This window comes from Shewanella sp. Koi 1 (genome assembly GCF_052907445.1).
Window position 1 is genome coordinate 1631690 of sequence record NZ_JBREJM010000001.1, and the last position, 25642, is coordinate 1657331.

Genomic DNA, 25642 nt, shown 5'->3' on the forward strand with positions numbered 1-25642 from the left:
ACTCCCTTGACTGTAAATCCTGACTGACAATTTTTGTGGGATTTTCTCGACACATTAGACCAAGGAATACTTGCTTTACGTTCGCGTAAACGTCAGAGTGGTTTCATTGTCATTATTTATCCGCCGCTGGCGAGTGTTACCGCCAAGGCACATTTAGCTTGGAGTCCCCATGAGTACTGAACAATTTAACCAAGAGATCGTTATTGTTGCCGCAAAACGCACCCCAATGGGTGGCTTTCAAGGCAGTTTGTCTGGCGTAACGTCTCCGAGCTTAGCGGCCACCGCCATCAAAGCCCTGTTAGCTGACACCCAAGTAGCGCCTGACAAGGTCGATGAAGTGTTAATGGGCTGCGTATTGCCAGCGGGTCTGGGTCAAGCGCCAGCGCGTCAGGCGACCTTAGGGGCAGGTTTACCTCTGTCTGTAGGCGCAACGACCGTAAACAAAGTTTGTGGCTCTGGGATGAAAACCGTAATGCTTGCCCACGATTTACTCAAAGCGGGCAGTGCTAAGTTGGTGGTTGCTGGCGGTATGGAAAGCATGAGCCAAGCCCCTTACTTGCTAGATAAAGCGCGCTCAGGCATGCGTATGGGCCATGGCAAAGTATTAGATCATATGTTCCTCGACGGTTTAGAAGATGCCTACACCGGCGGCGCTATGGGCACATTCGCCCAGAAAACCGCCGATGAATACGGTTTAACCCGCGAGCAAATGGATGCGTTTGCTTTAAGCTCACTGGAAAAAGCCAACGCGGCCATTCAATCTGGTGCCTTCAAGGCGGAGATTGTGCCCGTCACGGTAAGCGACCGCCGTGGTGATGTGACTATCGATACCGATGAGCAGCCAGGTAACGCCCGTCCTGAAAAAATCCCCGCACTGCGCCCCGCCTTTGCTAAAGACGGCACTATTACGGCGGCAAACTCAAGCTCAATTTCCGACGGTGCAGCGGCGCTGATGTTAACCACCCGCGCCAATGCCGAACAGTTAGGCTTAGCAGTGCTCGCCACCATCAAGGGGCACACAACCCATGCCCAGGAGCCAGCACTCTTTACCACGGCGCCCGTTGGCGCGATGGCAAAACTGTTAAGCAATGTGGGCTGGTCAAAGGATGAGGTTGATCTGTTCGAAATCAACGAAGCCTTTGCCATGGTGACTATGCTGGCCGTTTCTGAATTAGGTTTAGACATGGCAAAAGTGAACGTGAACGGCGGCGCCTGTGCCTTAGGTCATCCTATCGGTTGCTCGGGTGCACGTTTGCTGGTGACCTTAATTCATGCACTTAAAGCCCGTGGGCTTAAGCGCGGCGTAGCCTCACTCTGTATCGGTGGCGGTGAAGCCACAGCTATGGCTATCGAAGTCTAATCAAAGGCTTATCGCGAATCACGGCAAAACAATCAACAAGACCAAGACTGAGCTGGCAAGGGCAAACATCCCGCTGAGGATAAACATAATATCGCACCGCCAGCTCGACCCTAAACAAGGAAAAGGATTGCAACATGACCACACAAGTTAAGCATTACATCGATGGCGAATTCACCACAGGCACTGGTACATCACAAATCGTGGTGACCAATCCCGCCGATAACGTGCCGATTGCCGTTATTAATAGCGCTACGGCCGATGAAGTCCACGCGGCCATCGCCAGTGCCAAGGCGGCTTTTAAGACGTGGAAAGAAGTACCTGTGTCTGAGCGTGCCCGTGTCATGTTGCGCTACCAACACTTGTTAAAAGAACACCACGACGAACTGGCGACTATCCTTGCCAAAGAAACCGGCAAAACCTTTGAAGATGCTAAGGGCGATGTGTGGCGCGGAATTGAAGTGGCGGAACATGCCTGCAACATTGCTTCATTATTGATGGGCGAAACCGTTGAGAACGTCGCGCGTTCAATCGATACCTACAGCTACACTCAGCCTCTTGGCGTGTGTGCGGGCATCACGCCGTTTAACTTCCCTGCGATGATCCCACTGTGGATGTTCCCACTGGCGATTGCCTGCGGTAACACATTTATCCTCAAACCATCTGAGCAAGACCCTATGACGCCGCAGCGCTTAGTTGAGCTGTTTGTTGAAGCGGGTGCGCCAAAGGGCGTATTACAGCTGGTGCATGGCGATAAAACTGCGGTCGATATCCTACTGGCCGATCCTGCGGTAAAAGCCATTTCCTTCGTCGGCTCTGTGGCTGTAGGTCAATACATCTACAAAACCGGTACCGATAACTTAAAACGCGTGCAAGCCTTTGCTGGGGCAAAAAACCACTGCGTGATCATGCCTGATGCGAATAAGCAGCAAGTGATCAACAACTTGGTCGGTGCATCGGTCGGTGCAGCGGGGCAACGCTGTATGGCGATTTCGGTCGCGGTATTTGTTGGCGCGGCCAAAGAGTGGATCCCAGAGCTCAAAGAAGCGCTGGCGAAGGTCCGCCCAGGTTTATGGGACGATAAAGAAGCGGGTTACGGCCCGCTGATAAGCCCTGCCGCCAAAGCGCGCGTGCTTAAACTTATCGCCCAAGGTAAGCAAGAGGGCGCCGAGTGTTTACTCGATGGCAGCGACTTTAGCGTGGCAGGTTTCGAGTCGGGTAACTGGGTAGGACCGACCATGTTCACTAAGGTCACCACCGATATGAGCATCTACAAAGAAGAAATCTTTGGCCCTGTGCTTTGCTGTATGGAGTCCGATTCATTAGAAGATGCCATCGAACTGGTTAACGCCAGTCCCTACGGCAATGGTACCTCTATCTTTACCGCAAGCGGCGCCGCAGCCCGTAAATATCAACACGAAATCGAAGTTGGCCAAGTGGGCATTAACGTGCCTATCCCAGTGCCATTACCTTTCTTCTCGTTCACGGGTTGGAAGGGCAGTTTCTACGGCGACCAACACGCTTACGGTAAGCAAGCGGTACGTTTCTACACTGAAACTAAGACCATTACCTCTCGCTGGTTCGAGTCGGACATTGCCGTGGCCGCAGGTCCAAATATGAGTATTAACTTGCGCTAAGCGGTTTTAAAAACAGTTTGAACGCATTGTGACACAGCAGGTTTTTCAGTCTAAACGTGGCGCCAGTTAGTGCTCATTGATGATAAGCCTGCCGATAAATTCACTGTGTATTACGCAAAAGATATTGACGAAAAGAAATGGCCAAAGAGTCATAGGAGAGCCAAATGGATTTTAATTTCAACGAAGACCAACGCCAATTTGCCGATCTGGCCCGCCAGTTCGCGGCGGATGAACTCGCCCCCTTTGCCGCCAAATGGGACGAAGAACATCATTTCCCTAAGGATGTGATCCAAAAAGCCGGTGAGCTGGGTTTCTGCTCCCTGTATTCCCCCGAGTCGGAAGGCGGTATGGGGCTGTCGCGCTTAGATGCCTCGATTATTTTCGAAGAGCTATCAAAGGGCTGTACTGCCACAACGGCTATGCTGACGATTCACAATATGGCCACTTGGATGGTCACCACTTGGGGCACTGAGACGCTGCGTCAAGCATGGTCTGAGCCTTTGACCACGGGGCAAATGCTGGCGTCTTACTGCCTAACTGAGCCCGGTGCTGGCTCGGATGCGGCATCACTGCAAACCAAAGCGGTGCGTGAGGGTGATGAATATGTGGTATCTGGCTCTAAGATGTTTATCTCGGGCGCAGGTTCAACTGAGCTTTTAGTCGTAATGTGCCGCACTGGACAAGCTGGGCCAAAGGGGATTTCGGCCATTGCCATTCCTGCCGACAGTGAAGGCATTATCTATGGCAAGGCCGAAGATAAGATGGGCTGGAACGCGCAGCCGACGCGCTTAGTCACCTTCGATAATGTGCGTGTGCCCGTTGCGAACCTGCTCGGCGAAGAAGGCCAAGGCTTTACCTTTGCGATGAAAGGCTTAGACGGTGGCCGTATCAATATCGCTACTTGCTCTGTCGGTACGGCGCAGGCGGCTTTAGAGCGTGCAACTCAGTACATGAATGAGCGTCAGCAATTTGGTAAACCGCTGGCAGCCTTCCAAGCACTGCAATTTAAGCTTGCCGATATGGCGACCGAATTAGTGGCCGCGCGTCAAATGGTGCGTTTGGCCGCCTTTAAGCTCGACAGTGGCGACCCAGAAGCTACCGCCTATTGCGCGATGGCGAAGCGTTTTGCCACCGATGTCGGCTTCCAAGTTTGTGATGCTGCGCTGCAAATTCATGGCGGATATGGTTATATCAGGGAGTACCCCTTAGAGCGTCACTTCCGTGATGTGCGTGTACACCAGATTTTAGAGGGCACTAACGAGATTATGCGCCTCATTATCGCCCGTCGTTTACTCGACGAAAATGCCGGACAAATCCTCTAAGCTGCCCAGATGGGACTGTAGGATTTGGCGATAACCGATTGGAAATATAAGGGAGCCGAAACAGATGGAATATTTAGTTGAGCGTATCGAAGGCCACACGGCGATTCTGACGATGAATAATCCGCCGGCCAACACTTGGACCGCCCAGAGTTTGCAGGCGCTCAAGGCCAAAGTGCTGGAGCTTAATGCCAACAAGGACATTTACGCGCTGGTGTTAATAGGCGAGGGCAACAAGTTTTTCTCCGCGGGTGCCGATTTAAAACTGTTTAGCGACGGTGATAAGGGCAATGCGGCGAGCATGGCAAAACACTTTGGCGAAGCTTTTGAAACCTTAAGCCAGTTCCGCGGCGTGTCGATTGCCGCCATTAACGGCTATGCCATGGGCGGCGGCTTAGAAGTCGCGCTGGCCTGTGATATTCGTATCGCCGAAACCCAAGCCGTGATGGCATTGCCTGAGGCCACCGTTGGCCTGCTGCCCTGTGCGGGCGGTACCCAAAACCTGACCGCTTTAGTAGGCGAAGGTTGGGCAAAACGCATGATCCTCTGCGGTGAGCGGGTGAATGCCGCCCAAGCGCTGAATTTGCGTTTAGTCGAGGAAGTGGTTGAAACGGGTGAAGCCTTAAATGCGGCGATTGCACTGGCCGCCAAAGTGGCGAATCAGAGCCCAAGCAGTGTGACTGCCTGTAAGACACTTATCCAAGCTGGGCGTCAAATGCCGCGCAGCCAAGCCTTACCGATAGAGCGTGAACTGTTTGTCGGATTGTTCGATACTGAAGATCAGGCCGAAGGCGTGAACGCGTTTTTGGAAAAACGTAAAGCTGATTGGAAGAACCGCTAATGACAAATTTAGTAGATAAGGCTGCACACACGTCCACCACACAAAATGTGGTTTTTCAAACCTTAGCCACCGCCTCGGGTAAATTAGTTGGGGTGGTGACGCTCAATGTTGAAAAAGCCCTCAACGCCTTGGATCTCGATATGGTTCGAGCCATGACGGTGCAGCTCAATTTGTGGAAAAAAGATCCGTTAATCGCCTGTGTGGTACTCGATGGCAGCGGAGAAAAGGCGTTCTGTGCGGGTGGCGATGTGCGCGCGTTATACCACGCGTCTATTGCCGCTAAGGGACAAGTGACTGAGGTCGCTAAAGTATTCTTCGAAGAAGAATATCGTCTCGATTATCTACTGCATACCTATGGCAAACCTGTGCTGGTATGGGGAGATGGCATAGTGATGGGCGGCGGTCTGGGTCTGATGGCGGGTGCGAGTCATAGAGTCGTGACTGAAACCTCCCGTATCGCCATGCCCGAAGTCACCATTGGGCTTTATCCCGATGTGGGCGGCAGCTATTTCCTCAACCGCATGCCGGGCAAAATGGGGCTGTTTTTAGGGCTAACGGCCTATCAAATGAATGCCGCCGATGCCTGTTACGTTGGCCTTGCCGATCATTATCTGAATCGTGACGACAAAGAGCTGATGTTCGATGCCATGGCGACCCTCGATTGGAGCGATACGCCAGCGCTGAACCATCAAAGACTCGACTCTATGATCAACGAACTGTCGAACCAAGTGGACATCCCTAAGGGTGATAGTTTACTGGCCGAGAGCCAAGAGATGATCGACCGACTGATGGCGGGCAGCTTGACGGATATCGTCAGCCGTATGTCAACCTTAAGCACCGAAGAAGCTTGGTTAAATAAAGCCTGTGCGACCATGCTCGCGGGCAGTCCTATCAGTTGGCATTTGGCGTATATCCAAACCCAACTCGGCACCAAACTCAGCCTAGCACAATGTTTTAAATGGGAATTAACCGTCAGCGTTAACACCTGCGCTAAGGGCGATTTCTGTGAAGGCGTACGGGCACTGCTGATCGATAAAGACAGACAGCCCAAATGGCAATTTGCCGATGTACAATCCGTGCCAAACAGCATTATCGAGGACATATTGACCTCACCTTGGGGAGAAGAACATCCCTTAAGCCAATTAAGCTAACAATCAATGGCAGGCAGAGCGAGTGCTTTGCCTGCCATTTTTGTCTGGAATAACAACTATCTGGAATAATAAAGACACCAGAACACAGGAGTGATGGCATGAGTACAGTAGCATTTATCGGTTTAGGTAATATGGGCGGCCCAATGGCGGCCAATTTATTAAAAGCGGGCATGACGGTACGTGTCTTCGACTTAGTGCCAGCCGCCATGCAAGCCTTGGCCGACCAAGGCGCTTTAGTGTCGAGCACGGCATGCGGCGCAGCGGCAGGCGCCAATGTGGTGATCACTATGCTGCCTGCGGGTAAGCATGTTCGAAACTTATACTTAGGCAATGGTAGTGAGAAGGGCCTACTCGACGTAGTCGCTGGCGATACCCTGCTGATTGATTGCTCGACCATTGATGCCCAAAGCGCCCAATTGGTGGCGGCCGAAGCGGCTAAGAGTGGTATCGAATTTATCGATGCGCCAGTATCGGGCGGTACCGCGGGCGCGGCGGCAGGCACCTTGACCTTTATCTGTGGTGGCTCGGACATCGCCTTCGAACGTGCGCAACCTGTACTTAACGCTATGGGCAAGAATATCTTCCATGCGGGCGGCGCTGGTGCCGGTCAGGTCGCTAAAATCTGCAACAACATGCTGCTATCTGTGTTGATGGTCGGCACATCTGAGGCGCTACAAATGGGGATTGACCATGGTCTCGACCCTAAAGTGCTGTCGGACATTATGAAGGTCAGCAGCGGCGGTAACTGGACCTTAGAGAAGTACAATCCTTGCCCGGGCGTAATGGAGAATGTGCCTTCTTCTAAGGGCTATCAGGGCGGCTTTATGGTAGATTTGATGGTTAAAGATCTCGGCCTCTCTCAAGAAGCAGCATTATTGAGCAATTCGAGTACACCCATGGGCTCACTCGCGCGCAGCTTGTATGTGAATCATGCAAGACAAGGCAATGGTCGCCGAGACTTCTCCAGTATTTTTGAACAATTTGCACCACTTAAAAAATAGATAAACAAGGGATAACCAGATGGATTTAAAAGATAAGGTTGTCGTCATCACTGGCGGCGCGGGTGGTTTAGGCTTAGCAATGGCGCACAATTTTGCGCAGGCGGGTGCTAAGTTGGCGCTGATCGATGTTGATCAAGAAAAACTGAGCGCGCCTGTGCCGATTTAGGCTCAGCCACCGAAGTCCAAGGTTATGCGTTAGATATTACCGACGAAGAAGATGTGGTCGCAGGTTTTGCTTACATATTGGAAGATTTCGGCAAAATTAACGTATTAGTGAATAATGCCGGCATCCTGCGCGATGGCATGTTAGTCAAAGCTAAAGACGGCAAAGTGACTGACCGTATGTCATTCGACCAATTCCAATCGGTGATCAATGTTAACCTTACTGGCAGCTTCCTCTGTGGCCGTGAGGCGGCTGCTGCGATGATCGAATCGGGTCAAGCAGGGGTGATTGTCAACATTTCTAGCCTCGCCAAAGCGGGTAACGTAGGCCAATCTAACTACGCGGCTTCTAAAGCGGGTGTGGCGGCCATGTCTGTGGGCTGGGCAAAAGAGTTAGCCCGTTACAATATCCGTAGCGCAGCGGTAGCACCCGGGGTGATTGCCACTGAAATGACCGCGGCGATGAAGCCAGAAGCGCTTGAGCGTTTAGAGAAGCTTGTGCCCGTTGGCCGTTTAGGCCAAGCGGAGGAGATAGCTTCTACCGTACGCTTTATCATTGAAAACGATTATGTAAATGGTCGTGTCTTTGAAGTGGATGGCGGTATCCGTCTGTAATATGGTATCTTATTGATATTAAAAAAAACCGAGCATCTGCTCGGTTTTTTATTGAGTAAAGATTTATGTGTGGCGGATGATTTTCGCGCCGCACAACGGTGGAACGGAGTTGACATTTACTGGCTATCCTTCAACAATCGCACTCCACTTTTTTTACATAACTTTACAAATAGGGTTGACATTATAGTGATGGAGTTGATTATCTGAATGTCATGGCAGGATAAGGCCCTTTGGCTTGAAAAAATCACTAAGCGCATGATGCTGATAGTCGGTGTCTTGGGTGTGATAGTGATCTACGGCGGCTTCTTCTTTCTTCTTTTCACAGGTCGTTCGGTCGCGGTGATCCCGTGGTTTTTTCTGCTGTCACCTTGGATTTGTATTTACTTTGGTCTCACGCAAGTGCAGCAGGCCAATGTCATCAAGTGGTTTATCAGAAAAGTTAAAAAATAAGCCCAAAAGGGCAGTAGCATATTTCGGTTTGTTCAGTTGGCAAACTGGGGGAATACAATGGGGTTAGGACGCTATTTACCATATCTGCTGAGTGCAGTTTTGCTGCTGGGCGGGTGTGAGCGTACGGATACACAGGATTTACCCGCCAAGGAAAATGGCGATATTAAAGTTGCACCCTATGGCAGTTGGCAATCGCCCTTGTCTGCGGCCTCGGTGTTTGAGCAGGCCGATGATATTGCAGAGTTGCAAAGCGTGGGGGACGCGATTTATTTTGCCGAATCCAGCGGCAGCGCACAGGGCAAAGTTGGCATTAAACGCCTCGATGACCTTGGTAAAGTGACCGAAGTGGTTCCCCCTGATTTTAATGTCAGATCTACCGTGCATGAGTATGGCGGCGCAGCATTCTTAGGCATAGGCCAGAGCTTGTTTGCCACTAAATTGCAGGACCAACTGTTTTATCGTTTCGCCCCGAATCAACCGCCATTACCGTTAACCCCCAATGGTACCCGTCATGCAGATTGCGTGGCGTATCCCAAGGGCTCGCGGATTATTTGTGTGCGCGAAGACCATCGTCAGGGCGGCGAACCTAAAGCCAGCCTAGTGACCATCAATCTTAACTTTGCCGGTGAAGGCGATACCTTTGTCACTGACCATGATTTTATTTCTTCCCCCACTATTTCCCCCGATAACACGCAATTGGCGTGGATCACTTGGGAGCATCCCTACATGCCTTGGGATAACAGCGTGCTTTGGCTTGGGGATCTTGACCGTAAGGGCCAGTTAAAAAATATTCGTAAGGTGAGTACGCCCAAGGATTCTTCGGTGACTCAGCCCTTATTCGGCCCCGACGGCAACTTATATGTGGTGTCCGATCTCAGTAACTGGTGGAATATTTACCGCGTCACCCCAAAAGAAACCTTAGAGCCGGTACTGAGTAAAAATGCCGAGTTTGCCGTGCCCGATTGGCGCTTAGGCAATCATAACTATGCCTTTGAAAATGCCTCGACCTTGATTGCCAGCTATGTCGAAGGCAATCGAGCTGCATTGCTGCGGATGCACTTAGATTCGGGATTAACCGAATCCCTTGCCGTTGATTTTGCTGAGATTACTCAGGTGGTGAAGGGCGAAGATGGGGTTTATTTTGTCGGCGCTAAGGCGACGCCAGAGAAGGGCATATATCGAGTTGTCGGCCGTGGTACTGAGTTAGTCTATGCCCCTGCGCTGCCGAATCTTGACCCTAATTATGTGTCGCGGGCGAAAAATATCGCCTTCGCGACGGGTAAAAATCAGCAGGCCTATGGTTATTTTTATGGTCCGGTGAATCCTAATTACATTGCGCCCCACGACACTCGGCCGCCGCTTATTGTGATGTTACATGGCGGGCCGACGGCGCGCGCATCACTTGCCTATCGCAGTGAGATCCAATTCTGGACCAGCCGCGGCTTTGCCGTGTTGGATTTAAACTTCCGTGGCAGCAGTGGTTTTGGCCGCGCCTATCGCCAGAGCCTGTATGGCAAATGGGGGGAAAGCGATGTGGAAGATGCCGTCAATGCGGCCAAGTATTTAGTGGCTAAGGGCTGGGTCGATGCCAATAAACTTGCGATTCGCGGCATTAGTGCGGGTGGCTTAACCGTGATGTCTTCATTGGCGTTTTATGATGTGTTTCAAGCGGGGGTGAGCTACGAGGGCATCAGCGATTTTGAGCAGCTCGCTAAGGGCACACATAAGTTTGAGTCGGGTTATTTAGATCAGCTTATCGGCCCCTATCCCGAGAATAAGCAACGTTATCGTGAGTTATCGCCACTCAATCACTTAGATGGCTTGAATGAACCCTTGCTGATTTTCCAAGGCTTGAGAAACAAGATTGTACCGACGGCCCAGTCGCGGCAAATTTATGAGGCACTGAAAGCCAAAGGCGTGCCGACGGCTTACATCGACTATGGTGATGATTCCGATGAGGGGCGAACGCCTGAGCATAAAGCCGCTGGCTTAGAAACCGAGTTAGCCTTTTATGGCCAAGTATTCCATTTTACCCCTGCGGGTAAGTTGCCAGCCTTACAGTTGGATAATGTGGCCGCGCTAAAGCACTAAAACAAATGTACTAAACAAAAGCACTCACGCCTTGGCGTTTAAGTCTTAGCGACAACCCCATAAAAAAGCCTGCATCCAAGCAGGCTTTTTTATGGCTGGGTTAATGCAGATGATTAAGCATTTAGTGCTGGTGGTTAAGGCTATCAATAATCGCGCAGTGGGGCTGGTCGCCACCTTGGCACTCGCTGACCATTTGCTGTAACTGGCTACGAAGATTCTGCAATTTACCAATTTGCTCCTCAACATAGGCCAAATGGTTGCGGGTGAGTTGCTTCACCTCTTCGGCATTGCGGCTGTCGTTATTGCGAAGGCCAAGCAGGAGTTTGCAATCCTCGAGACTAAAACCTAAGTCGCGGCACTGGTGGACAAATTTCAGCGATTCGATATCACGATGGCGATACACCCTGTATCCCGCCTCGTTACGCTCACCGCAGACAAGGCCGATATCGTGGTAATAACGTATGCTTTTGACGCTTAAGCCTGTGTGCTTTGCGACTTCACCAATTTTCATACTGACCTCGGTTCTTATCTGTTCTAAAGACTCGTGCAGACAAGTGTGAGACTTGCCACACAAACACCCTTGACTCTCCCGTGATGGGAGACTTTATCTTAATCCTATAGCGGTTAAGTTCAAGTGAGGGATCTTCCATGTCGCAGATAAAACTCTATGTCGCCACCATGAATTGTGCTGGTTGTGTGGCCAAAATTGAAAAGGCCTTTGCGGCCGAGCCGAATGTGAGTGCCCGTATCAATCTCGCCGATAAGCAAGTGACTGTGGATGGCAAGATGAGCAGCGATGCGGCGCTGGCCGTGATGGATAAGGCGGGTTATCCCGCCCAGTTGATTGTGGACGCAAAGGCGGCCGCTGAGGAAAAACGGGTCGAAGATGCGGCGGAGTATCGCCTGCGGATGCGTCAGGCCATCGCCGCGCTCACTGTTGGTATCCCTATGATGTTATGGGGATTGCTGGGCGGCGAAATGATGATTAATAGCCCTAGCATGCAGCTTGGCTGGGGCATTATGGGCTTAGTTACCTTGGCACTTTTAGTCGGTACCGGGCGCCATTTCTATCAGGGAATGTGGCGCGCGCTTAAAGCCAAAACCACCAATATGGATACTTTAATCGTGTTAGGTACCAGCACGGCATGGCTCTATTCCATGCTGGTGGTGCTTATCCCGAGTGCGTTCCCAATGGACACTCGCCATGTGTACTTCGAGGCGAGCGTGATGATCTTAGGCTTGATTAACTTAGGTCACGCCCTTGAACTCAAAGCTCGGGGCAAGACCTGCGAAGCGGTGCAGCGCTTGCTCGGCCTGCAATCTTCTACCGCGATTCGTATTGGTGAAAATGGCGATGAAGAGGTGGAAATCGATAAGCTTAAACTGGGGGATAAACTCAGACTTCGCCCGGGCGACAGGGTCGCACTCGATGGCGTAGTAGAGTCCGGCCAGTCATTACTCGATGAGGCCATGCTGACGGGTGAACCGATTCCTGTGCCTAAGCATGTGGGGGATAATCTCAGTGCGGGGACTGTCAATGGTAACGGCAGTTTAGTCTACCGAGTGACCGCTGGGCAGCAGGATACGCGCCTTGCCAAAATCATCGCACTGGTGCAGGAGGCGCAAACCTCCAAGATGCCAATCGGTCGTCTAGCCGATAAAATTTCGGCGGTATTTGTGCCAACAGTCGTCGTAATCGCCTTACTCGCGGCGGCGATTTGGTATCTTGTTGGGCCAGAACCCGCGCTCAGCCATGCACTTGTGGTGCTCACTAGCGTGCAGATCATCGCCTGTCCCTGCGCCTTAGGGTTAGCGACACCTATGTCTATCATGGTGTCCGTTGGCCGCGCCGCTCAAATGGGCGTGTTGGTTAAAAATGGTGAGGCACTGCAAAGCGCCAGCAAGGTCGATTGTGTGGTGCTGGATAAAACCGGCACAGTGACTCAGGGTAAACCCCAAGTGACTGATATCCATTGGATTGAAGGTAATGACCAAGCTCCTAATGACCAAGCACTCAGTAATGAAGACAAGCGCGCACTGCTTGGCGCTATCGCCAGTCTTGAGCAGCATTCGGAGCATCCGCTGGCCAGTGCAATTGTCAGCCATGTTAAGCAAGCCTCGATTCCATTGCCCGTGACCGAGATTTTTACCAATCATCAAGGTAAGGGCATCGAAGGGCGAGTCGATGGCGCCGACTTTTTAGTGGGCAATCAAGCCTTAATGGCGGCATTTAATGTGCAGTCAACTGAGGGCGTGACAGGCAGCCACTCAGGCTTTGCGGTAGAAGCCGCCGCGCAATTTGCTAAACAGGGCAAGACGGCGATTTATGTCGCCAAGGCGGGCAAGTTAGTGGCCACTATCGCCATTGCCGATCCGATCAAGGCCGACGCTAAAGCAGCGATCAGCGCCATCCGCTCACAGGGGATTCGCGTAGTGCTGCTGACTGGAGATAATCCACAAACGGCGCAGGCGGTGGCAGCACAGGTAGGCATAGAGGAAGTGATTGCGGGCGTGTTACCCGAGCAAAAGCAGCAGCATATTAAAGCCTTACAACAGCAAGGCCATGTGGTTGCCATGGTGGGGGACGGTATCAACGATGCGCCTGCCCTGATGAGCGCCGATGTGGGGATCGCCATGGGATCGGGCACTGAGGTGGCGATCGAAAGCGCGGATATGACTCTGCTGTCCCATCAGCTGATAGTGATTGCTAACTTATTGGCACTTTCCCGCGCGACCATTCGCAATATTAAACAGAACCTGTTTGGGGCCTTTATCTACAACAGTTTAGGTATTCCTGTGGCGGCGGGCGTCTTGTATCCGCTCACGGGTATGCTGTTAAGCCCCGTGATTGCCGGGGCTGCGATGGCGCTGTCTTCCCTAACTGTGGTCACCAATGCGAACCGATTAAGACAGCAAAAGTTATAACGCTTGCGCTCGCGTGAGTGATAACACTTTGCCTCGCAAATCAGCAGGCGAGTGAGTAAGTACTCCCAATACAGCCCACATTTTGCGGGCTGTATTGTTTGAACATAAATATCAACCTCAGCCTAAATGCCTGCCCAAACTCAAGCACAAACCCAGTCCAAACTTTACATCCAACTCGTGAATCATTTTGCGGATTCATCCTGCTGTCATCCCATTCCATTAGCTTGAATCATCCGGTAAAAATGTTGCTGAAATAAGCCGTTAGCTTAGGTTAATACCAGCACTAAAATAAGCGTTATAGCCCGTTATTTTGCTTGACGATTCGCGGCTAAGTAGGCCTTTTTAGTTGATAATTTAGCCCAAACTGCTATAGTGCCACGTTTATTTTTACCCCCTCAGGTTAGACAGCTTGGCTTTTGCAAATAGGGTTATACTTAGTTGCCTTGCCAGACGTCCGGCCAACCTAACTCGATTTGGAAGTTCATTTTGATCACTACAGCGAATATCACCATGCAGTTTGGCTCTAAGCCACTGTTTGAAAACATCTCAGTTAAATTCGGCGGCGGTAACCGTTACGGTCTTATCGGTGCGAACGGCTGCGGTAAATCAACCTTCATGAAGATCCTTTGCGGTGATCTAGAGCCGAGCAGCGGTAACGTATCCTTAGACGTCAACGAGCGTCTGGGTAAGTTAAGCCAGAACCAATTCGGTTATGAGGAATTTACCCTCATCGACACAGTGATCATGGGTCACCGTGAACTGTGGAAAGTGAAGCAAGAGCGTGACCGTATCTATTCTTTACCTGAAATGAGCGAAGAAGACGGCATTGCCGTGGCAAACCTTGAGATGGAATTTGCCGAAATGGACGGTTACACCGCCGAATCTCGCGCTGGTGAACTGCTACTTGGTGTGGGTATCGGTATCGAAAGCCATTTCGGTCTAATGTCTGAAATCGCCCCAGGTTTAAAACTGCGAGTATTATTGGCGCAGGCGCTGTTCTCCGATCCTGATGTGCTGCTGCTCGACGAACCTACCAACAACTTGGACATCGACACTATCCGCTGGTTACAGGACGTACTGAACCAACGCGATAGCACCATGATCATCATTTCGCACGACCGTTACTTCTTAAACTCAGTCTGTACCCATATGGCAGACTTAGACTACGGTGAACTGCGCGTTTACCCAGGTAACTACGACGAATATATGCAAGCGGCCTCTCAGGCCCGTGAGCGTCTGCTGGCCGACAACGCCAAGAAGAAAGCGCAAATCTCTGAGCTGCAAACCTTCGTGGCGCGCTTCTCTGCGAACGCTTCTAAGGCAAAACAAGCGACTTCGCGCGCGCGTCAAATCGATAAGATCAAGCTGGAAGAAGTTAAAGCCTCTAGCCGTGTTAACCCATTCATTCGTTTCGATCAGGAAAAGAAACTGTTCCGTAACGCATTAGTGGTTGAAAACTTAGCCAAAGGTTACGACACGCCGCTGTTTAAAGACTTAAACCTTATCGTTGAAGTGGGTGAGCGTATCGCCATCCTCGGTGAGAACGGTGTGGGTAAAACGACCTTACTGCGTACCTTAATCCATGATATTCCTCAGGATGAAGGTCTGATCCAATGGTCTGAAAACAGCAATATCGGTTACTACGCGCAGGACCATGAGTCAGATTTCGAAAACGACATGACCCTGTTCGAGTGGATGAGCCAATGGCGTAAACCAGAGGACGACGACCAAGCGGTACGCGGTATTTTAGGTCGTATGCTGTTTAGCGCCGACGACATCAAAAAGTCAGTCAAAGTGCTGTCGGGTGGTGAAAAGGGTCGTATGTTATTTGGTAAGCTCATCATGCAAAAACCAAATATCCTGATGCTCGACGAACCAACCAACCACATGGATATGGAATCGATCGAATCATTAAACAACGCGCTGGAAAAATACGAAGGTACCTTACTGTTTGTGAGTCACGACCGCGCATTCGTATCGTCACTGGCCAACCGTATCCTTGAAATCACCCCGAACGGCGTGAATGACTTCAAGGGCACCTACGATGAGTTCCTCGTGAGCAAGGGCATCGAAGGCTAATCACTGGCTTTAATGATTAACTCGCCTTAAGTGTTCAGATAAAAAAACGCCGCTTATTAGCGGCGTTTTTGTTGCTGGCTTTTAGCTTGAGCATTGGCCCTGAGTATTAGCCTTGAGTGTTGGGCTTAGCTGAGCCGTTATGGCTTAACTTCGGCTTTTTGTTCGACATAAATCAAGCTGTTGGTATCAAAGCCGCGGGCGCTCGCCATCTCGACAAATTGCTTCATCACTTCTGGGGATACGGTCGGGGTTCTTGCCAATAGCCATAAATAATCCGTATCAGGCCCAGAGATAAAGGCGTATTGGTAATCTTGCTGGTCGAGCCCAAAGACCACATAGGAGCCATAAAATGGCCCGAAGAAGGAGACCTTTAAATAAGCTTCGCCATCGCCGTTGACAAAATAGGCCTTACCCTCGGCCTCTTTCCATTGCTGGGTATCATTGGAATAACCCCGATTAATCACCTTCACCCCACCATCGGCTTTAAGGCTGTATTCGGCGGTGACTTGGGTTAATCCGCGCTCGAAGGAATGGTCGAGCCTCGCAATTTCATACCATTTGCCTAAGTAACGCTCTAGCTGAAAATCCTTAACGGGCTCGACATTGCGTGGCATGCCCAAACAACCCGATAACACTAATACACTGATAAGTAAGAGTAGTTTTTTCACTTAAGACTCCTGTTAAACCCGAGTGTCTATTATTAGTTATATGGCTAATTGTGCGTTTAACTGTACGCTTAAGTCGGGCAATCCTTCAAGGTTTTGCTGGCCGAGTGGCGCTGGCTTAAGTAACCCTGTGCCATACCCGCCAACATAATCAGCGCCACCCCCAGCATTTGCTGCGTTGTGAGCGCCTCATCAAATAACCACCAAGCGAGTGCGACCACGACCACAGGTTCGACGTAGGAGAGGGTGCCATAGGTGACCGAAGGCAGCTGCGCAAGGGCTTTTACCGCAAACAGAATGGCTAAAAATCCCGGAAAGAAGCCAATCGCCAACAGCCAAGCAAATTGATTCAGACTCGGCACTAAGGGCGTCGTTAACACTAAGGGCAGTAAGCAGAGGGCGCCGACACTGAGTTGGACTAAGGTGCTTTGATAGGGCGAAGCGGCGCTCGGTTTACGGTTGATTAAGATAAAGCCGCAATAGGTCAGCAAGGCGAGCAGGGCATAAAAATATCCCATGATTTCATTGTCGTAGAGTGACTGACTCGAAGTCACGGGCAGCATCAGCATAAAGCCTAGCAAGGCGAGCACCACACTGGCGATGCTGGAGCGTTTAAGCCTCTCGTGAAACACAAAATGGGCAAAGAGTGACGCCAGCACAGGGGCGAGATAGATAATCATGATCACCGTTGCCATTTGGGTATATTCAATGGCTTCGATATAAAAAGCCATAAATCCCGCCAACATAGCGCCATTTATCAAGGTGCGCTTGCTTGGTTTGTGGCGAATTTGCCGTCCCTTACCCGTTAACAACATATAGGCCATTAAAAACAGCGCACCGAGTAGCAGGCGGTAAAAGGTAATATGTTCGGCGGGTAGGGCGGCAAAACGGGCGAATACGCCAATGGTGCCCATTAGGCTTGCGGCCAGTAGGGCAAGCACTATGGCCAGTGCGGGTGGCGGTGTCATGTATCACCTTTAATGCAAATAATTCAACGACGAAGGGAGCTGAGTTTGCCTTAAAAATGCCGCCTAGGCGAGTGCTATTGCGAACGCTGTGTTGGCGCGGTGTGATAAAGATGTAGACCGCCCGACACAAGCCGAGATTGATGGTTTGACTGCGCTAGCAAGTCATCAATCCTCAGCTACACAATCGACTTACGCGAGCGAAAATGATTCAAGGGGTCTTGGCAATAACTGGCCTTAACCTGCTGCAACATTTGGTAATTTTGCCCAAAGTAGCGTGCGGTCGGTATGGTATTGTCCTTAAAGCTGATAAAGGCGCCAGCGCTATTGGCAATGCTGGCATCGCGGCAGGTGTCTATCCAGTCGAGCGCCTTATTCACTCGGGGATACACTGAGTTCACCTGCATTAAGGCTTGCTCTTGGAGTTCGCTATTCCACCATGCCTGATACTGAATAATGTAGGCCTGCTCCTTGTAGGGGAAGGCGCTCTGGCTTTTTTGTACCTCACCAAGCGTGCGATAAAAATCACCGGCAATTGCGCTTAGGGTGACATAGGTAAACAAGCCTAATTGCCGATTGCCATCAATCAGTTGGGGTGAGGTGAGGCTGTCGATAAGCGCGATGTGTCCCTGTTTTAATCCCTGTGCATGGGCCAAGCGTGATGTCACCCTATGGGGCGCGGGTCTGAGTAGATCCTGTGAGTGATGGCGCTGATTTTTATAGAGTTGTATGTCCTTATCATTAAGCAGTTCAGCCAATCTATGGTTTAAGACGGGTTGTAAATCCTGAATCGCTTCGCGGTTCCAGCTCTCCATCAATTCATCGCCATAGGATTGGGTTAAGCCGCCCATGGCCGCCATTTGTACCCGGTTAGGTTTTAAACCGACCTCACTAAACTGGGCTTTAATAAAGTGCGCAAGGCTTGCGGGATTGCCCTCCCAATAGCCGTACATAATGCAGTTATGTTTAGCCTCTTGGGGCGCCTGCACCACAGTGTTTAATGGCGGTTTTACCCCTTGCAATAGGGCGGGTTTGGCTTGAATTTTAAGGTTAGTCCCGAGCAAACAAGGCAGATTATCGGCCAGAATAATCTGCTCCCAACGCTCCAATAATCTTAAGGTCGGGGTGGTTTCTTGCAGTTGTTTGCTGTCCTTTTGATACGGGTTCCACTCCAGCTCAAATTTCAACAGGCTTGGGGGCAGTGCAAAGGTCTGCACAAAAAAACGGGTGACAATACCGTAGCTTAAGCCGCCTCCGCCCTTGAGCGCCCAAAGGAGTTCGGGCTTATTGGCCGCCGAGACCACTTGGGTTTCACCTATGCCTAACACGATTTCCGCCTGCACTAAGCTTTCGCAGCACATGCCGTATTTGCGGCACCAAGGTCCCCAACCGCCGCCCATAATAAAGCCCGCCAAGGCATGGGAGGCGCTGGTGCTGTGGGGCAGCATTAAGCCCTTTTGGGCGAGAAAGTGGGTTAACGCCTGCATGGTACAACCTGGCCCAATGGCGACAATGCCACTGATGGGATCGAGCTCTATGCTGTTCATCGAGGATAAGTCGATCACTATGCTATTGGTCTCGCCACTTTCCCCTTCGTGATCATGGCCGCTGGAGCGCACGCTAATGGCAAGGTGATAATCGACCGCCGTCTTATAGACCAGTTTTACCTCTTGGCTGCTGCGGCATTTGATGATGGCAAGAGGTTTTTTTTGCAAGCGGCGATTAAACAGTTGGCAGGCTTTTTCGTAGGCCAACATCTGTTGTCCCGTACTCACCCAAAAATCCTGCTCTGCATAATACTGGCCATCGGTAATGATATGGTCGCTGGCAATATGGCTGCGCACTTCGTTAATAAAGCGCATAAAATGCTTAGCTTGTCGGGTGACCACATTTTCACTGATACGGATCTCGGCCGTTAATCGGCTCGAGGTCGACTGGCTGATAAAGCAATCAAATTCCAGTTCATTGCTCAGTTGTAAATCAATGTGCGAGCGATGGGGCGTGAGGGATTTTAAAATATCGAAGCTCAGTTTGATATCGGCACTTTCTTTCGCTTGATAATTCGCCTTATAAATAAAATGTGGCCAGTTATCACTGCTAGATTCAATCATATACGCACAGCGTTCATGGGCAGGAATAATACTGGGTAGCTGCTTATTAAAGTGGTTGCTGTTTAAGTTCTGCTTATTAAAACTATATTCGGTGTCATTAAAAATAATGAGCATGACTTCCTGTCTTGCCAATTGAGTTGGCATTAAGTGGAGTTCGTGCTTTGCATGTTTTTTCGGATAAATATATAAATTACTGTCAATCAGCGCCGCTTGCTGATGTGGATGTAAATAACAATCTAAAATTTCGGCTTCGGTTAAACAGGTTTCAATCAAATTAATATTAACAACTTCACCATCAAAAGCATTCATGGTTTGCGTGGCGGCTTTTAATTTAGCCTCATCCGTTAAGGGGATTGAATGCTGCTGTAAATGGATTTCATCACCGTCGATAAAACAGCTTAATTCATGGTATTGGTAGGTAATGGATAATAAATGCCAATAACCATCATTTAAGCCGCCTAAGGTGGAAATAGTGTCAATCTGTAATAACTGGCTATTAACTCGAATCTCAATATGGCCGAGTGGCGTAACTTGTACGATAAAGCTGGGATAATTGGCTTGGTCGCAATATTGAAATACAGTCCCGCCCTGCAGGGTTTTCACCCACGCCTGAAAGGTAAATACATCGAGTGTGTGACTGAGGGGCAATGGCGTTAAGGAAAGTGAATTCATTGAGGCGGTTGTCTCTTGGCTCTGTGCTTGAGCCACAGTGTTGATTAACGTATCCGAAGCGCTATGGGGTGTTTTCGGCGGTTTCATCGGCAACATCCTTGTTTAATTTCTATCCCTGACAATTGCTTAAGCTCAATCGCGGCGACCTACAGTGAGGCGTTTATCCGGTCACGACCATCGGCCTTGGCGCGGTAAAGCGCGGTATCGGCGGCGCACACCATGGCGAGTGAGGTACGGAACTGACCATTGACTTCACTGGCAATCCCTTGACTGGCGCTTACTGAGACATAATCCCTGAGCCCTTGGTCAGTAAAACGAATGTTATTAATCCCTTGCTGAATTTTTTGCGCTATGGTCAGCGCCATTTTGGCATTGTGATTAGGCAGGATCAGCGCAAACTCTTCGCCGCCGTAACGGGCCGCAAGGCCGATGTCGATAGGCACAATAGTGGCGATCACTTTGGCAATTTTTCTAAGGCATTCATCACCTTGGATATGACCAAACTGATCATTAAACACCTTAAAATAATCCACATCGATAATGACTACGCTGATAGGGCGCAGTTTGGCGGTGCATTCTTCCCAGTGCTGTTGCAGCATTTCATCAAAATAGCGACGGTTCGCCAGTTGGGTGAGGGAGTCGGTGGCGGCCAACTTGCGCAGCTTTTGGTTTTCCGCCTTATGCTGAGTTAAATCGTGCATTACCATCACAAACACAGGTTCATGGCTGGGAATATAAGAGATAGACAACTCCACATCTTTGGCCTTGCCAGAGGCGCAGATCAGCGTAGTTTCCTGCGCTGGGTGCTGCACGGGGTGACCACAGTTGGTGCCTAATTGCACATCGTGGCTCAGAAGATTGTCATAGCGCGCTTGATGATGTTCGGTCAAAAAATTGCGCCAGTCTTGGCCCTTTAAAGTCGCCTGCGGGCAATCGAGCAGCTCGGCACTGCGCTGATTGCACGAACGGATAAAGCCATTGGCATTCACTAAGATCACGGCTTCGGTTAAATGTTGAATAAAGAGCTCAATGGTCTCGAGGGAAGAATGCTCGAAAAAGTTCAGCGGTAGCTCGGCACTCTTTGCAGGTTGAGTTGCGGGCAATGCAGCATCATCGACAATGGATAAGGCGGGTTGTTGGCGAGCCAGTTTCGGTGAGTTTGTCATTGTTATCTTTCTCCGTGAACTTTAATCATCTGCGCTAGGCGCTTTTCTGAGGATGACTTTATTCTGGCGGAAGAAAAGATACCTTCTGCTTACCTTCTGGTTTAAGTTGTTGTTTATAAATGTTTTAAATTTTACCTTCTGAGTAGTTTTGTCTGCGATTAGGAGCGTGGTTAGCTGGGGGCTTGCTTACAACTCGCAAAATTTGGGCTAAATAGTCCCTAATCTGAAGCCTCAAGATTGAGTCGAATACTAGTTATTGGGTCAATTTAATGCAATGTAAGCCCATTAATTTGCTTGGGGTGTAATGCTTGGCTATGGGGTTTCCCTCGACACCATTTGCCACCTTGCTTGTGTTTAAATGCAATGACTCGCTCCAAACAGACAAGGTGAAGATAATCTAAAGACGAGTAGAAGAGGGGACAAAGCACAAAAGACATGGCTGTCCCCACTTGGTTTTTTTATACTTCAGGTCGATTCACTACTTGAGGATCTGGACTCAGTAGCATTAGTGTGTTTGTTGTATTACTTAAAACAAACTGGAATTTTGTTGTTCCTAGAGTTTTGTCTAAATCCAGTAGTTGTATTAAGGAACCATCAGTGCTTAGTGTTACAGCATCCACAATATGATCGAATGGGGTTTGGAAAGCCGCACCAATGAACTTTAGTCCTTGGTTTGTTTTGTCTATTAGTTGATAAGTGATAGTTCCATTTTGCGTAATAACTACGTTGCCACAACATGGTGTATCGTCAAAGTTAAAATATTGGAATGATGGAACATCATTGTCTAGAGTTACGACAACTTTATATAAATTAGCTATTCCAGTTGTTTGGGACATTTTAGTTCTCCGTGTTAGTTAAAATCTATAATTTTTAATTCCGCTTTTTTTTATAAAATTAAGTATTTCATCGTTACCTTCTAACTCCCCTAGGCAGTCTAGTGATTTTATATAGGTTTCGGCATGTTGAGGGGTTTTGTTTGATTTAAATATTTTGTCAATATTTTCCAATGCTTTTTTACAGTATTTAGAGGTGTTCTCTTCATCACTCTTATTTTTGAGTACACTAGCTTTCATCAAATAACTCTCAGATAGTAAAGCTAAGTATGGAGTATTGCTTAAGCTCTCTGAAGATAATTCTTTATAGTTGTTGATTGATTTGTCAACATAAACTTCACTTTCAGAAAATAAATTTTTTGATTGAAGATTGTGAGCTAAGGCTAAGTAGTACTTTGATAACAATTCTTTTTTTTGCCTTGGTGAGCTAAAAGAATCACTTTCAATTTGATTTTTTATGGCTGTCGAATCAGTACTGTCAATAGATATATCTCTGTTTAATTCAATAATTTTTATAGCTAAATCATGCTGTAGTTTTTTCCATGTATCATTTTGGGGGTCTTGTTCGAGTGCTCTTTTTATTGCGATTAGCCCTTGCTGAGCCTTAACTAAGGCTTGGCTCTCATTATTTTGATATTTCAATAAGTCAGCCAGTAAAAAATAGCTACTTGCTAATCTATCTAATGAATAGGGGTTTAGTGAAGTTTTTTGCAATTCACTTTGTAGTTGTTCATGAATAGAAATTGCTGATAAAAAATCACCTGTCGCACTAGTTGCACTAGCTAGCCAAGAACGGGTGTCTGCTATGTCTGCTTGAAGCTGAGTGTTATTTTGATCTTGTTGGTTCGCAATAAGTTTTAGCCTCAAGGACTCTTCAAACTTTAGCTTTGCTTCAGTAAAGTCCTGTTGCCTCATAAAAAGTGAGCCTAGGGAGTTATATGCATATGATAGTTCCATCAATGCATCCTTATCATCGGGTGCTAAGGAATACATCTTTTGACTGTATTGCAAATACAGTTCAAAAAAAGGTTCGACCGATTCCCACTTTCTATCATCGTATTCAATTTGTCCCAACCAAAAGGCATTGGCACCTAAGGTTTTTAGTAGGGCTAAGTTGTCTGGCTGCAATTCGAGCAGCGGCAGCATTTTTTCCTGCGCGGCGAGTAGGGCGCTGCGGGCTTCATCGATTTTATTGCGTGAATAGGCGACTTCGCCCATGGCCTCTAAGGTCTGCCCATGCTGGAAGCGGGCGTCGAAGCTTAAGTATTTTTCATCGTCTTGGCTGGAGAAATCCGTGAAATATTCCAATGCCTTATTGCTGATGCCGTCGAGTAAGTCCATCCGGCCGATGCCGCGCATCTTATCGGCGAAGTCACCCACCATAAACCCGAGTAGATCTTCGGCGGCGAGGCGTTTTTGCTGGGCCAGCTTTTCGGCTTCGATACTGCGAACGCTCATAATGACTGAGGTTAAGGTGAGTACGCACAGCAGGGCGACGGTGACGCGCCTCGTCCAGCGCAGCATAGTGGCGCGTTTGCTGGAGGCGGCAATAAAGTCGGTTTCCCGCTCGTCTAAGTCAAACAAGGGGTTTTGCCTAAGGCTTTGGGCCTCTTTTAAGGGTTTACCCTCGGCCAGCAAATAGGCGCTGTGTTTGGCTTCGCTGAGCCAGCGCTGGGATAAATGCTGTAGTCGGCTCTTAATACTGAGGCTGTCGTTATGTTCGCTGATCCACGCCGTCGCCCTTGGCCAGCGGCGCAGCAGGGCTTCGTGGGCGATGCTAAAACAGGGTTCACCATTTTGCAGATGGGACACAAATAAGCGGCTATCGACCATGGCTTGCACTAGGGCGGTTTCGGCCGCGCTTTGCAACTGCGACCAGCGGGCGGTGCGGCTGGTGATGGATTTTTCATCCTCACGCAGGGTGACTAACAGGGACAAAATCCGCGGCAGACTGGCTTTTTCGGCCTCAGTTAAATGGGAGATGGCCTGCTCGGCATTTTTACCGATAGCGCCTTCGATGCCGCCCAAGGTGCGATACACAGAGACCAATAGTTTGTCATCGTCACTGCGTTGTAAATACAGCGCCTGTAAGGTGTATTGCAGCATGGGCAGCGCATCTGGATTGCTGGCGGCATCGCTACAGAGCATTTCATCGAGCGGCATGGCGGTGTCGCTATCGATTTCCCAAGTTAAATTGGCGGCAACGGCTGGCAGGCGGATCATCTGCAGCAGCTCGGTGCGAGTGGGCGGCGCTAAGTCGAAATGGGCACCGCGCGCTTTGCCTGCCATCAGACTGGGGTAATTGACCAGCAACGGATAAAAGTCGTTGCGACAGGCACTTAAAATCAACACCGCATGGGAAGTGGCAAGGCGCTCTAACAACTCGATAAAGGCGCTGCGCTCGGCATCGCTAAACAGCGGCGATGATAATAGCACCTCTAATCGGTCGATAAATAAGCCAAAGTGTGGCGTAGCATAGGTCTGATTTTTAAGACTTTGTTTGCATATCTCGACAATGCTTTGCGGATCTTGCTCAAGCTTGGCGGCAAGCGTATCTGCGCTCATGCCCTCAAATACTGGGGTGTCGTTTAGCTCCCAATCGAGCATGGCACTGGCCAGATCGGTGAGCAGTTGTCCCTTGCTGACATCGGCAAAATCGAGGCTGCTATAGGCCACAACCCCAACGCCATTAAAGCCATTGGCGGTCATGAGGTTAGGCAATACACCGGCATTAATTAAGGAGGATTTACCGCTACCACTGGGGCCTAAAATTAAGCAGAAGGCGCGGCCAAACTGGATTTGTTGGCTAATGCGATTCAGCAGCGTGCTAATTTGTTCGCTGCGGCCGAAGAACACGTCGGCATAGTTGGCGCTGTAGGCTTGCAGGCCCGGAAACGGCGAACCACCTTGCCAGGTTTGTGGCGTGGCGCTGGCCTCGTGGCCGACGGGAAAACGCACTTCGGCTAAGGTGCGATAACCACGTTTGCGAATGGTCTCAATGTAACGGGATTCGGTGGCACTATCGCCTAAGGCGCGACGTAACTGGTTGATAATCTTATGCAGTGGATTGTCGCCCGTGTCGACCCCAGGCCAGCAATGGCTGACAATTTCGTCACTGCTGACCACTTCACCGGCGTTTTGGCAGAGAAACAACAACACATCCATTGCCTTAGGTTCAAGTTGTTTAACTTGTTTACCAAGGAGTAGGCTGTTGGCGCTGGGATTGACTTGCCATTCACCAAAAAAAAATGTGCTGTCACTCATAGGATTTCCATTGCTTGAGCATCGACTAAGGCGGAGGAGTCGCGGTGCCATTAGCCATTGTTATTTTTATATCCCATTTGCATATGTTGCTATGGGGTTTTGCGTCAAAACATTGGCATTATGCCTAGACTCCTTGTTATTTAAAAGAAGTAAGCTTTTATAATCAATGTAAATTTTATCTTGAAATTGTGACAGCATGTTGTGCTGATACCCATGTGTTGTCACAGGGTTGGGGGATTGCGCGATAATTGCACTTTCGCTTGGGTAAACGCTTGGCTTGGCAGCATAAACCCAGATGACGGGAAAAAAAAGAGTGCCCAAGGTGGGCACTCAAAGCG

Annotated in this window: 17 protein-coding genes and 1 pseudogene; 11 read left to right on the top strand and 7 right to left on the bottom strand. The window is 49.6% G+C overall.

Annotation, left to right across the window (positions count from 1 at the left end):
* Positions 1 to 169 precede the first annotated feature (169 nt).
* From ACUZ8J_RS07155 to ACUZ8J_RS07195, 9 genes and pseudogenes are all read left to right on the top strand, one after another.
* Complete coding sequence (locus tag ACUZ8J_RS07155) at positions 170 to 1360, top strand: thiolase family protein (protein ID WP_446693447.1); 1191 nt, start codon at positions 170 to 172, stop codon at positions 1358 to 1360.
* A 134-nt stretch (positions 1361 to 1494) separates the two neighbouring features.
* A complete protein-coding gene (locus ACUZ8J_RS07160; RefSeq protein WP_446693448.1) occupies positions 1495 to 2994 on the top strand; it encodes a CoA-acylating methylmalonate-semialdehyde dehydrogenase in 1500 nt (499 codons plus the stop codon).
* A 164-nt stretch (positions 2995 to 3158) separates the two neighbouring features.
* Positions 3159 to 4316 (top strand): acyl-CoA dehydrogenase family protein, encoded by a 1158-nt coding sequence (locus ACUZ8J_RS07165; protein ID WP_086902403.1) that lies wholly within the window; start codon positions 3159 to 3161, stop codon positions 4314 to 4316.
* Positions 4317 to 4380: 64 nt separating this feature from the next.
* Positions 4381 to 5154: an enoyl-CoA hydratase gene (locus ACUZ8J_RS07170; protein ID WP_446693449.1), complete on the top strand. Its 774-nt coding sequence runs from the start codon at positions 4381 to 4383 to the stop codon at positions 5152 to 5154.
* A complete protein-coding gene (locus tag ACUZ8J_RS07175; RefSeq protein WP_446693450.1) occupies positions 5154 to 6305 on the top strand; it encodes an enoyl-CoA hydratase/isomerase family protein in 1152 nt (383 codons plus the stop codon). The genes ACUZ8J_RS07170 and ACUZ8J_RS07175 overlap by 1 nt, the downstream gene beginning before the upstream one ends.
* A gap of 98 nt (positions 6306 to 6403) precedes the next feature.
* On the top strand, positions 6404 to 7306 hold the full coding sequence (gene mmsB, locus ACUZ8J_RS07180) for a 3-hydroxyisobutyrate dehydrogenase (protein WP_047539148.1): 903 nt from the start codon (positions 6404 to 6406) through the stop codon (positions 7304 to 7306).
* A gap of 19 nt (positions 7307 to 7325) precedes the next feature.
* Positions 7326 to 8083 (top strand): annotated as a pseudogene (locus tag ACUZ8J_RS07185) (SDR family oxidoreductase).
* Positions 8084 to 8290: 207 nt separating this feature from the next.
* The gene (locus ACUZ8J_RS07190) at positions 8291 to 8533 is read left to right on the top strand and encodes a hypothetical protein (protein WP_086902407.1); all 243 of its coding nucleotides are present in this window, start codon (positions 8291 to 8293) and stop codon (positions 8531 to 8533) included.
* A gap of 57 nt (positions 8534 to 8590) precedes the next feature.
* Entirely contained in the window at positions 8591 to 10624 is a 2034-nt protein-coding gene (locus tag ACUZ8J_RS07195; RefSeq protein WP_446693451.1) for a prolyl oligopeptidase family serine peptidase, read from the top strand.
* A 121-nt stretch (positions 10625 to 10745) separates the two neighbouring features.
* On the opposite strand, the gene ACUZ8J_RS07200 is transcribed toward ACUZ8J_RS07195, so the two are convergent.
* Positions 10746 to 11135 (bottom strand): Cu(I)-responsive transcriptional regulator, encoded by a 390-nt coding sequence (locus tag ACUZ8J_RS07200; protein ID WP_086902409.1) that lies wholly within the window; start codon positions 11133 to 11135, stop codon positions 10746 to 10748.
* A 137-nt stretch (positions 11136 to 11272) separates the two neighbouring features.
* On the opposite strand from ACUZ8J_RS07200, the gene ACUZ8J_RS07205 reads away from it, so the two are divergent.
* Positions 11273 to 13549 (top strand): heavy metal translocating P-type ATPase, encoded by a 2277-nt coding sequence (locus ACUZ8J_RS07205; protein WP_446693452.1) that lies wholly within the window; start codon positions 11273 to 11275, stop codon positions 13547 to 13549.
* A gap of 486 nt (positions 13550 to 14035) precedes the next feature.
* Positions 14036 to 15628, top strand: a complete 1593-nt coding sequence (locus tag ACUZ8J_RS07210) for an ABC-F family ATPase (protein ID WP_083757913.1) — start codon at positions 14036 to 14038, stop codon at positions 15626 to 15628.
* Between the two features lie 137 nt (positions 15629 to 15765).
* Here the strand turns inward: ACUZ8J_RS07210 and ACUZ8J_RS07215 are convergent, their stop codons facing one another.
* The 6 genes from ACUZ8J_RS07215 to ACUZ8J_RS07240 all read right to left on the bottom strand — a co-directional run bounded on the left by ACUZ8J_RS07215 (position 15766) and on the right by ACUZ8J_RS07240 (position 25304).
* Complete coding sequence (locus ACUZ8J_RS07215) at positions 15766 to 16296, bottom strand: lipocalin family protein (RefSeq protein WP_248967164.1); 531 nt, start codon at positions 16294 to 16296, stop codon at positions 15766 to 15768.
* A 68-nt stretch (positions 16297 to 16364) separates the two neighbouring features.
* Positions 16365 to 17261, bottom strand: a complete 897-nt coding sequence (locus tag ACUZ8J_RS07220; RefSeq protein ID WP_446693453.1) for a DMT family transporter — start codon at positions 17259 to 17261, stop codon at positions 16365 to 16367.
* Between the two features lie 176 nt (positions 17262 to 17437).
* Positions 17438 to 20128: an FAD-binding protein gene (locus ACUZ8J_RS07225; protein WP_446693454.1), complete on the bottom strand. Its 2691-nt coding sequence runs from the start codon at positions 20126 to 20128 to the stop codon at positions 17438 to 17440.
* A gap of 59 nt (positions 20129 to 20187) precedes the next feature.
* Positions 20188 to 21207, bottom strand: coding sequence for a diguanylate cyclase (locus tag ACUZ8J_RS07230; RefSeq protein ID WP_446693455.1), 1020 nt, complete (start codon positions 21205 to 21207; stop codon positions 20188 to 20190).
* Positions 21208 to 21665: 458 nt separating this feature from the next.
* Entirely contained in the window at positions 21666 to 22043 is a 378-nt protein-coding gene (locus ACUZ8J_RS07235) for a DP-EP family protein (RefSeq protein WP_446693456.1), read from the bottom strand.
* Between the two features lie 18 nt (positions 22044 to 22061).
* On the bottom strand, positions 22062 to 25304 hold the full coding sequence (locus ACUZ8J_RS07240) for an nSTAND1 domain-containing NTPase (RefSeq protein WP_446693457.1): 3243 nt from the start codon (positions 25302 to 25304) through the stop codon (positions 22062 to 22064).
* Positions 25305 to 25642: the final 338 nt, after the last annotated feature.

Excerpts from the sequence above, each read along its gene's own strand:
- ACUZ8J_RS07155 (WP_446693447.1), top strand. The coding sequence starts at position 170 with ATGAGTACTGAACAATTTAACCAAGAGATCGTTATTGTTGCCGCAAAA.
- ACUZ8J_RS07160 (WP_446693448.1), top strand. The coding sequence starts at position 1,495 with ATGACCACACAAGTTAAGCATTACATCGATGGCGAATTCACCACAGGC.
- ACUZ8J_RS07165 (WP_086902403.1), top strand. The coding sequence starts at position 3,159 with ATGGATTTTAATTTCAACGAAGACCAACGCCAATTTGCCGATCTGGCC.
- ACUZ8J_RS07170 (WP_446693449.1), top strand. The coding sequence starts at position 4,381 with ATGGAATATTTAGTTGAGCGTATCGAAGGCCACACGGCGATTCTGACG.
- ACUZ8J_RS07175 (WP_446693450.1), top strand. The coding sequence starts at position 5,154 with ATGACAAATTTAGTAGATAAGGCTGCACACACGTCCACCACACAAAAT.
- mmsB (WP_047539148.1), top strand. The coding sequence starts at position 6,404 with ATGAGTACAGTAGCATTTATCGGTTTAGGTAATATGGGCGGCCCAATG.
- ACUZ8J_RS07190 (WP_086902407.1), top strand. The coding sequence starts at position 8,291 with ATGTCATGGCAGGATAAGGCCCTTTGGCTTGAAAAAATCACTAAGCGC.
- ACUZ8J_RS07195 (WP_446693451.1), top strand. The coding sequence starts at position 8,591 with ATGGGGTTAGGACGCTATTTACCATATCTGCTGAGTGCAGTTTTGCTG.
- ACUZ8J_RS07200 (WP_086902409.1), bottom strand. The coding sequence starts at position 11,135 with ATGAAAATTGGTGAAGTCGCAAAGCACACAGGCTTAAGCGTCAAAAGC.
- ACUZ8J_RS07205 (WP_446693452.1), top strand. The coding sequence starts at position 11,273 with ATGTCGCAGATAAAACTCTATGTCGCCACCATGAATTGTGCTGGTTGT.
- ACUZ8J_RS07220 (WP_446693453.1), bottom strand. The coding sequence starts at position 17,261 with ATGACACCGCCACCCGCACTGGCCATAGTGCTTGCCCTACTGGCCGCA.
- ACUZ8J_RS07225 (WP_446693454.1), bottom strand. The coding sequence starts at position 20,128 with ATGAAACCGCCGAAAACACCCCATAGCGCTTCGGATACGTTAATCAAC.
- ACUZ8J_RS07230 (WP_446693455.1), bottom strand. The coding sequence starts at position 21,207 with ATGACAAACTCACCGAAACTGGCTCGCCAACAACCCGCCTTATCCATT.
- ACUZ8J_RS07235 (WP_446693456.1), bottom strand. The coding sequence starts at position 22,043 with ATGTCCCAAACAACTGGAATAGCTAATTTATATAAAGTTGTCGTAACT.
- ACUZ8J_RS07240 (WP_446693457.1), bottom strand. The coding sequence starts at position 25,304 with ATGAGTGACAGCACATTTTTTTTTGGTGAATGGCAAGTCAATCCCAGC.